This window comes from Streptomyces sp. NPDC001709, from assembly GCF_053596375.1.
This window is the reverse complement of sequence record NZ_JBSFGB010000007.1, coordinates 238,198-250,204: the sequence shown is the minus strand read 5'-3', so window position 1 is coordinate 250,204 and position 12,007 is coordinate 238,198. Positions and strand designations below refer to the sequence as shown.

The following is a 12,007-nucleotide window of genomic DNA, read 5'->3' as shown; positions in this document are numbered from 1 at the left end:
ATCCGGTTCGCCTCACATCGCGCACCAGTGCGACGTGAACCAGCGGAAAACGCTCGTGACGGCCCGGCAACGGCGACGCAATGTGACCCCGTCAGGATCCTTCCATGACGGCGTCGCACCCTTCCCACCCCGAGTCCCGCCTCCCCCTCGACAGCACGGCGCACCTCATGAACAGCATCGGCACCGAGCTGGCCGGACAGCTCCGGCTGATCTCCCCGCTCGGCGGCCGCCGCCCGGCCGCGCCCGCCCTCGTCCTGGTCGCCCACGGCAGCCGCGACCCGCGCGCGCTCGAGACCGTGCGAGCCCTGGCGGACCGGGTACGCGAACTGCGCCCCGGCCTCCCCGTCCACCTGGGCCACATCGAGCTGAACGAGCCCCTGCTCCCGGACACCCTCGCCGCCCTCGGTGACACCCCCGCCGTCCTGGTCCCGCTGCTCCTCTCCCGTGGCTACCACGTCAAACAGGACATCCCCGGCATGGCGGCCACGGCGGCGGCCCGTACCGGCGTGGCCGCCCCGCTCGGCCCGCACCCGCTCCTCGTGGAGACCCTCTACGACCGCCTGCTGGAGGCCGGCTGGCCGACGGCCATGGACGGGCCGACCCGCCGCGCGAGCGGGGTCGTCCTCGCCGCCGCCGGCTCCCGCGACCCCGACTCGGCCACCGACACCCGCCGCACGGCCCGCCTGCTCGCGGACCGGCTGGGCGTCCCCGTCGTCCCGGCATACGCCTCGGCGGCGAGCCCCACGGTGCCGACGGCGCTGCGCGCATTGGCGGCGAAGGGCCGGCACCGGGTGGCGATCGCGTCGTACTTCACGGCGCCGGGGCGTTTCGCGACGCAGTGCGCCGACCAGGCCCCCTGGATAGCCTCGGCCCCACTGGGAGCCCACCCGGCGATGGCCCGCTTGATCTTGCAGCGCTACGAGGAGAGCGTGACAACACATCGGGCGGAAGCTGCCTGAAGGGACGCGGGGCCGCATGCAGAACTCGGCGGACGCGGGGGCTTAATGTCGATCCATGGAAGGCACCGCACTCAGCTACACCCCGGCCGCACTGGAACGCTACGCCCCCGAACCCGACAAACGCCCCGGCCGCACCGCCTTCCAACGCGACCGCGCCCGCATCCTCCACTCCGCCGCCCTCAGAAGACTCGCGGGCAAGACCCAGGTCGTCACACCGGGCGAGCGCAGCGCCAGCGCATGGGACGCCAGTCCCAGAACTCGGCTCACCCACTCCCTGGAGTGCGCCCAGGTGGGCCGAGAGCTCGGCGCGGCCCTCGGCTGTGACCCCGACCTGGTCGAAGCCGCCTGTCTCGCCCACGACCTCGGCCACCCGCCCTTCGGGCACAACGGCGAACAGGCGCTGAACGCCTTCGCGGACGACTGCGGCGGCTTCGAGGGCAACGCCCAGTCCCTCAGGCTCCTCACCCGCATCGAGCCCAAACGGTTCACCCCGGAGGGATCCGTCGGCCTCAACCTCACCCGCGCCACCCTCGACGCCGCCACCAAGTACCCCTGGGCGCGCGGCGCCCACCCCACCGCCCCGGCGTCACGGAAGTTCGGCGTCTACGAGGACGACCGCCCGGTCTTCGACTGGGTCAGGGCGCACGCCCCCGGCACCCGCACCTGCTTCGAGGCCCAGGTCATGGACTGGTCGGACGACGTGGCGTACTCGGTGCACGACGTCGAGGACGGCCTGCACGCCGGTCACATCGACCCCAACTGCCTGCACGCCGAGCCCGAACGGCAGGCGGTGTTCGACGTCGCCATCGGCCGGTACGTCCCCGCCGGCACCGACCCGGCCGAACTCTCGGCCGCCCTCGACCGGCTCCAGGACGAGGAGTGGTGGCCGCACGGCTACGACGGCACGGCGGTCGCCCAGGCTCGCCTGAAGGACGCCACCAGCCAGCTCATCGGCCGGTTCTGCCTGGCCGCCGAGGGCGCCACGCGCACCGCGTACGGCACCGGCCGGCTCACCCGCTACGGCGCCGAGCTGGTCGTACCCCGCGAGGCCCGGATGGAGTGCGCGGTGCTCAAGGCGGTCGCGGACCGGTATGTGATGCAGCGTGCCGAGCAGGAGCGGCTGCGCGCGGACCAGCGGGTGATCGTCGCCGAACTGGCCGAGGCGCTGACCGCGCGCGCACCGGATGGGCTGGATCCGCAGTTTCGGACCCTCTTCGACGGGGCAGGCGACGACCACGCGCGCAAGCGAGTGATCGTCGACCAGATCGCCTCCCTCACGGACGCCTCGGCGCTCTCCCTGCACGCCAGACTGACGGGGCATATGTGAGAGGAACGTGACCCGCAGTGGCCTGAACGGGTCACTCCCTCTTCCCGCCGGACGCCGGGTGCGGGACGCTCGCATATGGCGGCACCCTTACGAGGAGGCATCAAGTGGTCGACGCGGATCAGACATTCGTCATCGTCGGAGGCGGTCTCGCCGGCGCCAAGGCGGCCGAGACGCTCCGGGCGGAGGGCTTCACCGGCCGGGTGATACTGATCAGCGACGAGCGTGACCACCCCTACGAGCGCCCGCCGCTGTCCAAGGGCTATCTGCTCGGCAAGGAGGAGCGCGACAGCGTCTTCGTGCACGAGCCCGCCTGGTACGCGCAGAACGACATCGAGCTGCACCTCGGCCAGACCGTCGACCGCATCGACCGTACGGCGAAGACGGTCCGCTTCGGCGACGACGGCACCCTCGTCCGCTACGACAAGCTGCTGCTCGTCACCGGTGCCGAGCCCCGCCGCCTGGACATCCCGGGCACGGACCTGGCGGGCGTGCACCACCTGCGCCGCCTCGCGCACGCCGAGCGTCTCAAGGGCGTCCTCACCGCCCTCGGCCGGGACAACGGGCACCTCGTGATCGCGGGCGCCGGCTGGATCGGCCTGGAGGTCGCGGCGGCGGCCCGCGAGTACGGCGCGGAGGTCACCGTGATCGAGCACGGGCCGACCCCGCTGCACGGTGTCCTCGGCCCCGAGCTGGGCGGCATCTTCGCGGAGCTGCACCGCGAGCACGGCGTCCGCTTCCACTTCGGGCGGGAGCTCACCGAGATCATCGGCCAGGACGGCATGGTCCTCGCGGCCCGCACCGACGACGGGGAGGAGCACCCGGCGCACGACGTCCTCGCCGCGATCGGCGCCGCCCCCCGCGTCGGTCTCGCGGAGGCGGCGGGCCTGGAGATCGCCGAGCGGGCGTACGGCGGCGGCGTCGTGGTCGACGAGCGGCTGCGGACGTCCGACCCCGACATCTACGCGGCCGGTGACGTGGCGAACTTCCCGCTCGATCTCTTCGGGACCAGGGTCCGGGTGGAGCACTGGGCCAACGGGCTGAACGGCGGACCGGCCGCCGCGCGCTCGATGCTCGGCCAGGACGTGACCTACGACCGGCTGCCCTACTTCTTCACCGACCAGTACGACCTGGGCATGGAGTACAGCGGGTGGGCGCCGGCCGGGTCGTACGACGAGGTGGTGATCCGCGGGGACGCCGGGAAGCGGGAGTTCATCGCGTTCTGGCTGAAGGAGGGGCGCGTGCTGGCCGGGATGAACGTGAACGTGTGGGATGTCACAGAGCAGATCCAGAAACTGATCCGTTCCAAGACCCATGTCGACACGGAGGCCCTGGCCGACCCGCACGTGCCTCTGGACAGCCTGGCTTCCTGAGCCCCGAGGCTGTCGGTCCTGCCCCGTAGAATCACCTCGTGGCAGGACGGATCAACGACGAGGACGTGAAGGCGGTACGGGACGCGGTCCCGATCGACGCCGTGGTCTCCGAGTACCTCCAGCTGCGGGGCGCGGGCGGCGGCAATCTGAAGGGCCTGTGCCCGTTCCACGACGAGAAGTCGCCGTCCTTCCAGGTCAGCCCGAGCAAGGGACTCTTCCACTGCTTCGGCTGCCAGGAGGGCGGCGACACCATCACCTTCGTGATGAAGGTGGACCACCTCTCCTTCTCGGAGGCGGTGGAGCGGCTGGCCGCACAGGCCGGCATCACGCTGCGGTACGAGGAGGGCGGGTACAACCCGGCCCACCAGCGCGGCGAGCGCATCCGTCTGGTCGAGGCACACAAGATCGCCGCGCAGTGGTACGCGGAGCAGCTCGCCACCAGCGCCGAGGCCGACACCGGCCGGATCTTCCTCGCCGAGCGCGGCTTCGACCAGGCCGCCGCCGTCCACTTCGGCGTCGGCTACAGCCCCCAGGGCTGGGACCACCTCACCCGCTATCTGCGCGGCAAGGGCTTCAGCGACAAGGAACTCATCCTCTCCGGCCTCGCCCAGGAGGGCCGCCGGGGTCCCATCGACCGCTTCCGCGGGCGGCTGATGTGGCCCATCCGGGACATCGGCGGCGAGGTCGTCGGCTTCGGCGCGAGGAAGCTCTACGAGGCGGACAACGGCCCCAAGTACCTCAACACCCCCGAGACGGCGATCTACAAGAAGTCCCAGGTCCTCTACGGCATCGACCTGGCCAAGCAGAACATCGCCAAGACCAGCCGGGCGGTCGTCGTCGAGGGGTACACGGACGTCATGGCCTGCCACCTCGCAGGCGTCACGACCGCCATCGCGACCTGTGGCACGGCCTTCGGCGGCGACCACATCAAGATCCTGCGCCGGCTGTTGATGGACAACGGCTCGGCCCGCGTGATCTTCACCTTCGACGGCGACGCGGCCGGTCAGAAGGCGGCCCTGCGCGCCTTCGAGGACGACCAGAAGTTCGCCGCCGAGACCTACATCGCCATCGCACCGGACGGCATGGACCCGTGCGAGCTGCGCCTGGCGAAGGGCGACGAGTCGGTGGCGGACCTGACCGAACCCCGCACCCCCCTCTTCGAGTTCGCACTCCGGCAGATCGTGAGCCGCTACGACCTGGACACGCCGGGCGGACGGGCGGCCGCACTGGACGAGGCCGCGCCGGTCGTGGCCAAGATCAAGGACCGCAGTGTCCGGCGCGAGGTCGCGGTGCAGCTGGCGGGCCTGGTAGGCATCCTGGATCAGGAATTCGTCGTGGATCGCGTCGGCTACCTGGTGCGCAGGAACGGACACGGCGGGCAGGCCGCCGCACCGCCGCGAAGCCGTATGCCGGACTACGATGCCGCCCCTCGCCCCGCGACCGGCGGCCCGGCCCTCACTCTGCGCAACCCCGTCTACGCCGCCGAGCGCGAGCTGCTCAAACTCGCCCTCCAGCGCCCCGAACTGGTCTCCCCGGCCTTCGACGCCTACGGCGTGGACGAGTTCACCGCGCCGCCGTACGCCGCCGTACGCCAGGCGATCGCGGAGGCGGGCGGCGCCGAGTACGGCGTGTCCGACGCGCAGGAGTATCTGGTCCGGGTCCGCGAGGCCGCACCGGACGACACCGTCCGCGCGATGGTCACCGAGCTGGCGGTCGAACCGATCCTGCGCCGCACGGTGGACGAGACCTACGCCGGCACGGTCCTGGTCCAGATCCGCCGCCGCGCCGTGGAGCGCCGCATCCACGACATCCAGTCCCAGCTGACCCGCCTGGCCACCGGCGGCGACCCCACCCAGCTGGCCGCCGTACAGAACGAGATGTGGGTCCTCCAGCAGTACGACCAGGCACTGCGGGAGCGGGGGGCGGAGGCGCTCTAGCGGGCCTCGGGTGGGAAGGCCGGGGTGACCGCGTGGACCAGGCGGTCCGCGAACTCGCGGCCGCGGTCGGTGAATTGGGGGTACTCAGTGACGAAGTGCTCCCACTCGACGTGCCGGGCCGCCGCTACGACGTCCGTCAGGACCATGCGGCGGCCGGGGGCCCGCTCGTAGGTCCAGATGTCCTCCACGACCGCGTCCCGCGCCGAGAAGCGGATGTCGCCCCCCTGGGCCTGCGCGGCCTGCGCGATCCCCCGGATCATCCGGTCCGTGCGCGGCTCGTCGATTCCCCGGTCCGCCGGTACGACGACGAAGTCCAGGTCGCCGGGCTCGCGGGCCGCCTCCCCGAACCACAGCGACATCAGCAGGCTGCCGCGCAGGACCAGCGACTCGGACCACTGCGAGCCGGCGATCGCGGCCAGGACGAGGTGCAGTGCCCGCCGGCGCGCCGTGCGCCAGTCCCCGCCGCGTGCCGGGTCGGTGAAGACGGGGTCGGTGGCGCGGTAGGCGTTCTGGTACTGCTTGAGGGCCGGTTCGAACACGGGCCGCTGGGTCACGTCGTCGCCGGGTATCCAGGTCAGGGTCCGGGGCACATCCTCGGTCGGCCGTTCCCGCCGCGTCCCGCTCATCCCCGCACCCCCTGGACCATCGGCTCCTCGATCCACCCGTCGTCCACCGACTCGTCGCTGTCGTACAGCACGAACTCCCGCTCCACGGACAGCACTTCGAGCCCGTCCAGCTCCGCGAGCAGCCGCCGCAGAGCCGCCGCGGCCTCCGCGTCGCGGGCGCCCCGGCAGCGCTGCGTCACGAACCGCTCGTGCCGTCCGCCCCGGCGCACCCGGCGCGCGTTCCACGACAGGTGCGCGCCGTGCGGGACGACCCGCGCGGCCAGCGCGTCGAGGCCGGTATCCGCGCCTAGCAGCAGCTTCACGTGGTGCTCGAAATACTGTCCGCCGGACCGCCCGTCGGACCGCCCGCCCCCGCACGGCCCGTCCGGCACCTCCGGCGCCCACGGCACCGACTCGGTCTTCACCCGGACCGGCGCGAAACCGGCCGACCGCAGCGCCGCCACCGTCGCGTCCGCCCGCGCCGACTGCTCGGCGTACGACGCCGAACCTGCCAGGGTCAGCATCGGCTGCTCCCGCATCCGGCCCCGGGCCAGCACGATGTGCGTCAGCTTCAGCCCGGCCGCCTCCGCCCAGCCGCGCAGCCGCTCCGTCTCGGCGGGGTCGGCGCAGCGGACGGTGACATGGGTTTCGTACAGGAGTCCGGACACCCGGGGATCCTCCCAGATCAAGGCCGGACACGGCGCCCGGTTTGCCCGCGCTGCTCACCGTGCGGTCACGAACCGGACGCAAAAAGTCACCGCAAGCCCCTCGTGGCGGGGATGTGTCGTACTCCACACTGGGGGCGGTGCCCGAGTCCCTGGCCGTCGACTCTGCGCTTCCGAAGTACCGCTGCCGCAGCCGGACGGCAGCGATCATCCTGGAGGTCGCCCCCGTGCAGACCCAGACCCTCACCCAGACCGACAGCGCCACCCGCACCACCGCGGATGAGCCGGACGAGGAGTCGGACGTCCTCGTGGCCGTGCCCCCGCAGGGCCCTGCCGCCCGCCATCCGGAGGCGGTGCCCGCCGAGCCGACGGAACCACCGGCGGAAGCGCTCGCGGGCGAGCCCGAGGAGGCCGACGAGCCGCTGGAGGCCGCCGAACCCGTGGAGCCACCGGTCGCGGCCCGGGCCGAGACCAGCGGTCCCTCCGCCGACCTGTTCCGCCAGTACCTGCGCGAGATCGGCCGTATCCCGCTGCTCACCGCCGCCGAGGAGGTCGAACTCGCCCGCCGTGTCGAGGCCGGACTGTTCGCCGAGGAGAAACTGGGCCGCACCCCCGGACTGGACGAGCGGTTGGCGCTCGATCTGGACCGCCTCGTGGTCATGGGCCGGATGGCCAAACGCCGGCTGATCGAGGCCAACCTGCGGCTCGTCGTGTCGGTCGCCAAGCGGTACGTCGGCCGCGGCCTGACCATGCTCGACCTGGTCCAGGAGGGCAACCTCGGGCTGATCCGGGCGGTGGAGAAGTTCGACTACGCCCGCGGCTACAAGTTCTCGACGTACGCCACCTGGTGGATCCGCCAGGCCATGTCCCGCGCCCTGGCCGACCAGGCCCGCACCATCCGGGTCCCGGTGCACGTGGTCGAGCTGATCAACCGGGTCGTGCGGGTGCAGCGGCGCATGTTGCAGGAGCGGGGGTACGAGCCGACGCCCGAGGAGGTCGCCGCGCACCTCGATCTGCCGCCCGAGCGGGTCTGCGAAGTGCTGCGTCTCGCCCAGGAGCCGGTCTCGCTGCACGCCCCGGTCGGCGAGGAGGACGACGTGGCCCTCGGTGACCTGATCGAGGACGGCGACGCGGCGAGTCCCGTCGAGTCCGCCGCGTTCCTCCTGCTCAGGCAGCATCTGGAGGCCGTCCTGTCCACGCTGGGCGAGCGCGAGCGCAAGGTCGTCCAGCTGCGCTACGGCCTCATCGACGGCCGGCCCCGCACGCTGGAGGAGATAGGCCGGCTGTTCGGGGTGACCCGGGAACGGATACGGCAGATCGAGTCCAAGACGCTGAACAAGCTGCGGGATCACGCCTTCGCGGATCAACTGAGGGGCTACCTGGACTGAAAGACCGAAGGGGGCCGCCCGCGGGCGACCCCCCTCCGCCTAGTCCACCTCGGCCACGGCCTGCGCGAACTGGGCCTTGTACAACCGGGCGTACGCCCCGTCGGCCTCCAGCAGGTCCGCGTGCGCGCCCTGTTCGACGATCGATCCGTTCTCCATCACCAGGATCGTGTCGGCGTCCCGGATGGTCGACAGCCGGTGCGCGATGACGAAGGACGTACGGCCGTGCGCCAGCTTGGCCATCGCCTTCTGGATCAGGACCTCCGTGCGGGTGTCGACCGAACTCGTCGCCTCGTCGAGGACCAGGATCGTCGGGTCGGACAGGAAAGCCCGCGCGATGGTGATGAGCTGCTTCTCACCGGCGCTGACGCCCGTGCCCTCGTCGTCGATCACGGTGTCGTACCCGTCGGGCAGCGTACGGATGAACCGGTCGGCGTGCGCGGCCCGCGCGGCCTCCTCGATCTCCCCGCGGGTGACCTCCCGCGACGCCCCGTACGCGATGTTCTCCGCGATCGTGCCGCCGAACAGCCAGGTGTCCTGCAGCACCATGCCGATCCCGGACCGCAGTTCGTCGCGGGACATCTTCCGGACGTCGACCCCGTCCAGGGTGATCCGGCCCCCCGACACGTCGTAGAACCGCATCAGCAGGTTGACCAGCGTGGTCTTGCCCGCACCCGTCGGGCCGACGATCGCCACCGTGTGACCGGGCTCGACGGTCAGCGACAGGTCCTCGATCAGCGGCTTGTCGGGGTCGTACCGGAAGGACACCTGCTCCAGCCCGACCCGGCCGCGCAGCTCCGCCGGCCGCTCGCCCGGCACCGGATCCGCCTCCTGCTCCTCCGCGTCCAGGAGTTCGAAGATCCGCTCGGCCGAGGCGACACCGGACTGCACCAGGTTCGCCATCGACGCGACCTGCGTCAGCGGCATCGAGAACTGCCGCGAGTACTGGATGAAGGCCTGGACGTCACCGATGGAGAGGGAACCGGACGCCACCCGCAGGCCGCCGACGACCGCCACCAGGACGTAGTTGAGGTTCGAGACGAACATCATCAGCGGCTGCATGACACCGCTGTTGAACTGCGCCTTGAACGCGGCCTCGTACAGCGCCTCGTTCTGCTCGGCGAACTGCTTCGCCGACTCCTCCTGCCGGCCGAACACCTTCACCAGGGTGTGCCCGGAGTACATCTCCTCGACGTGGGCGTTCAGTTTGCCGGTCGAGCGCCACTGCTGCACGAAGTGCGGCTGCGACCGCTTGCCGACCCGGGTGGCCACCAGGAACGACAGCGGCACGGTGACCAGGGCGACCAGCGCCAGGATCCAGGAGACGTAGAACATCATCGCGAGCACGCCGATGATGGTCAGCAGCGAGTTGATCAGCTGGCCCATCGACTGCTGGAGCGTCTGCCCGATGTTGTCGATGTCGTTGGTCGCGCGGGAGAGCACCTCGCCGCGCTGGCGCTTGTCGAAGTACGACAGCGGCAGCCGCGACAGCTTCGCCTGCACGGACTCGCGCATGCGGAACATCGTGCGATTCACGGCCCGGTTGACCAGCCTGGTCGCCACCGCCATCAGCAGACCGGCGACCAGGAACGTGGCGAGCGCCAGCAGCAGTACGTCGCCGACGGCACCGAAGTCGATGCCCTTGCCGGGCGTGAAGTCGGTGCTCTTGAGCATGTCCGCGATGGAGCCCCGGCCGTGGGCCCGCATCTGGTCGAGGACCTGCTCCTTGGTGGCCCCGGCGGGCATCTGCCGGCCGATGATGCCGGAGAAGACCAGGTCGGTGGCCTTGCCGAGGATCTTCGGGCCGATGACGCTCAGGCCCACGCTGACGACCACGCACAGCAGCAGGCCGTAGATCGTGAGCCGTTCCGGCCGGAACTGGGCGACGAGCCGTTTGCCCGACCCCTTGAAGTCCATCGAGCGCTGGTCGGGGCCGCCCCCACCCATCATGCGTCCCAGGGGCCCGGCCATCAGGCAGCCTCCGCTTCCGTCAGCTGGGAGAGCACGATCTCCCGGTAGGTCTCGTTGGTCGCCATCAGGTCCCGGTGCCGGCCGGAGCCGACGACCCGGCCCTCGTCCAGCACGATGATCCGGTCGGCTTCCCGGATGGTCGCCACCCGCTGGGCGACGATGACGACGGTCGCCTCTGCGGTCTCGCGGGAGAGCGCGGTGCGCAGGGCCGCGTCGGTGGCGTAGTCGAGGGCGGAGAAGGAGTCGTCGAAGAGGTAGATCTCCGGGCGCTGGACGAGGGTGCGGGCGATGGCGAGGCGCTGGCGCTGGCCGCCGGAGACGTTGGTGCCGCCCTGGGCGATCGGCGCGTTGAGGCCGCCCTCCAGCTTGCTCACGAAGTCCTTGGCCTGGGCCACCTCCAGCGCGTGCCACAGTTCCTCGTCGGTGGCGTCCGGATTGCCGTAGCGCAGGTTCGTGGCGACGGTGCCCGCGAACAGGTACGGCTTCTGCGGCACCAGCCCGACCGTCTCGGCCAGCAGCTTCGGGTCGATCCCCTGCACGTCCACGCCGTCGACGAGGACCTCCCCCTCGGTGGCGTCGAACAGCCGCGGGACCAGTCCGAGCAGGGTCGACTTGCCGCTGCCGGTGGAGCCGATGACGGCGGTCGTCTCACCCGGCCGGGCCACCAGGTCGATGGACTTCAGCACCGGCTCCTCGGCCCCCGGATAGCGGAAGCCCGCGCCCCGGATCTCCAGATGCCCGTGCCGGCGCAGCTCGGTGACCGGCGCGAGCGGCGGGACCACGCTCGACTCGGTGCCGAGGACCTCCTCGATGCGCTCGGCGCACACCTCGGCGCGCGGCACCATCATGAACATGAAGGTGGCCATCATCACGGACATGACGATCTGCATCAGATAGGCGAGGAACGCGGTCAGGTCGCCGATCTGCATCCCGCCGCTGTTGATGCGGTGGGCGCCGAACCACACCACCGCGATCGACGACAGGTTGACCACGGTCATGACGATCGGGAACATCAGCGCGAGCATCCGGCCGGTGGCCAGCTGCATCTCGGTCAGGTCGCCGTTCGCCTTTCCGAACCGGCCCACCTCGTACTCGTCCCGGACGAAGGCGCGGATCACCCGGTTGCCGGTGATCTGCTCGCGCAGCACCCGGTTCACCGTGTCGAGGCGGACCTGCATGGACCGGAACAGCGGCCGCAGCCGGCGCACGATCAGCGTCACGGAGATGCCGAGCACGGGTACGACCGCCACCAGCACCCCGGACAGCGGCACGTCCAGGCCGAGCGCCAGCACGATGCCGCCCACGCACATGATGGGCGCCGACACCATCAGGGTGAACGTCATCAGGGCCAGCATCTGGACCTGCTGTACGTCGTTCGTCGTACGCGTGATGAGGGAGGGCGCCCCGAAGTGACCCACCTCACGCGAGGAGAAGGACTGCACCCGGTCGAACACGGCCCCGCGCACGTCCCGGCCGAGCGCGGAGGCGGTCCGGGCGCCGTAGTACACGGCACCGATGTTGCACACGACCTGCGCCAGCGAGATGCCGATCATCAGGGCGCCGAAGGACAGGATGTAATCCGTGTCACCCTTCACGACACCGTTGTCGATGATGTGCGCGTTCAGAGTGGGCAGATAGAGGGTGGCGCAGGTCTGCAGGAACTGCAGCAGCACCAGCAGGGCTATGGGTTTCTTGTAGGGCCTGAGATAGGTCCGCAGAAGTCGTATGAGCACGCTACGTCTCTCGGAATCGGCGAGTGGGGGCTGGTCGGTTGCCCTTGGCCCCTAT

General features: G+C 71.0%; 9 protein-coding genes. 5 read left to right on the top strand and 4 right to left on the bottom strand.

Going from position 1 to position 12,007, the window contains the following annotated elements:
* Positions 1 to 104: 104 nt before the first annotated feature.
* The 4 genes from ACWC0C_RS13735 (at position 105) to dnaG (ending at position 5,593) form a co-directional block, all read left to right on the top strand.
* Positions 105 to 959, top strand: a complete 855-nt coding sequence (locus tag ACWC0C_RS13735) for a sirohydrochlorin chelatase (protein ID WP_450863944.1) — start codon at positions 105 to 107, stop codon at positions 957 to 959.
* Between the two features lie 55 nt (positions 960 to 1,014).
* A complete protein-coding gene (locus tag ACWC0C_RS13730) occupies positions 1,015 to 2,286 on the top strand; it encodes a deoxyguanosinetriphosphate triphosphohydrolase (protein ID WP_450863943.1) in 1,272 nt (423 codons plus the stop codon).
* A gap of 104 nt (positions 2,287 to 2,390) precedes the next feature.
* Positions 2,391 to 3,656: an NAD(P)/FAD-dependent oxidoreductase gene (locus ACWC0C_RS13725; protein WP_450863941.1), complete on the top strand. Its 1,266-nt coding sequence runs from the start codon at positions 2,391 to 2,393 to the stop codon at positions 3,654 to 3,656.
* 38 nt (positions 3,657 to 3,694) lie between these two features.
* Complete coding sequence (dnaG, locus tag ACWC0C_RS13720; RefSeq protein WP_450863939.1) at positions 3,695 to 5,593, top strand: DNA primase; 1,899 nt, start codon at positions 3,695 to 3,697, stop codon at positions 5,591 to 5,593.
* On the opposite strand, the gene ACWC0C_RS13715 is transcribed toward dnaG, so the two are convergent.
* Together ACWC0C_RS13715 and ACWC0C_RS13710 are read right to left on the bottom strand one after the other, a co-directional pair.
* Entirely contained in the window at positions 5,590 to 6,219 is a 630-nt protein-coding gene (locus tag ACWC0C_RS13715) for a nucleotidyl transferase AbiEii/AbiGii toxin family protein (RefSeq protein ID WP_450863938.1), read from the bottom strand. The genes dnaG and ACWC0C_RS13715 overlap by 4 nt on opposite strands.
* A complete protein-coding gene (locus ACWC0C_RS13710) occupies positions 6,216 to 6,866 on the bottom strand; it encodes a hypothetical protein (RefSeq protein ID WP_450863936.1) in 651 nt (216 codons plus the stop codon). The genes ACWC0C_RS13715 and ACWC0C_RS13710 overlap by 4 nt, the downstream gene beginning before the upstream one ends.
* A 137-nt stretch (positions 6,867 to 7,003) precedes the next feature.
* On the opposite strand from ACWC0C_RS13710, the gene ACWC0C_RS13705 reads away from it, so the two are divergent.
* Positions 7,004 to 8,251 carry an RNA polymerase sigma factor gene (locus ACWC0C_RS13705; RefSeq protein WP_450863934.1) on the top strand — a complete coding sequence of 416 codons (1,248 nt, stop codon included), beginning with the start codon at positions 7,004 to 7,006 and terminating at the stop codon, positions 8,249 to 8,251.
* 39 nt (positions 8,252 to 8,290) lie between these two features.
* On the opposite strand, the gene ACWC0C_RS13700 is transcribed toward ACWC0C_RS13705, so the two are convergent.
* On the bottom strand, positions 8,291 to 10,219 hold the full coding sequence (locus tag ACWC0C_RS13700; protein WP_450863932.1) for an ABC transporter ATP-binding protein: 1,929 nt from the start codon (positions 10,217 to 10,219) through the stop codon (positions 8,291 to 8,293).
* Positions 10,219 to 11,952 carry an ABC transporter ATP-binding protein gene (locus tag ACWC0C_RS13695; RefSeq protein WP_450863930.1) on the bottom strand — a complete coding sequence of 578 codons (1,734 nt, stop codon included), beginning with the start codon at positions 11,950 to 11,952 and terminating at the stop codon, positions 10,219 to 10,221. Before ACWC0C_RS13695 ends, ACWC0C_RS13700 begins: the two co-directional genes overlap by 1 nt.
* Positions 11,953 to 12,007: the final 55 nt, after the last annotated feature.

Coding starts and splice junctions, on each gene's coding strand:
- ACWC0C_RS13715 (WP_450863938.1), bottom strand. CDS start 6,219: ATGAGCGGGACGCGGCGGGAACGGCCGACCGAGGATGTGCCCCGGACC.
- ACWC0C_RS13735 (WP_450863944.1), top strand. CDS start 105: ATGACGGCGTCGCACCCTTCCCACCCCGAGTCCCGCCTCCCCCTCGAC.
- ACWC0C_RS13700 (WP_450863932.1), bottom strand. CDS start 10,219: ATGGCCGGGCCCCTGGGACGCATGATGGGTGGGGGCGGCCCCGACCAG.
- ACWC0C_RS13730 (WP_450863943.1), top strand. CDS start 1,015: ATGGAAGGCACCGCACTCAGCTACACCCCGGCCGCACTGGAACGCTAC.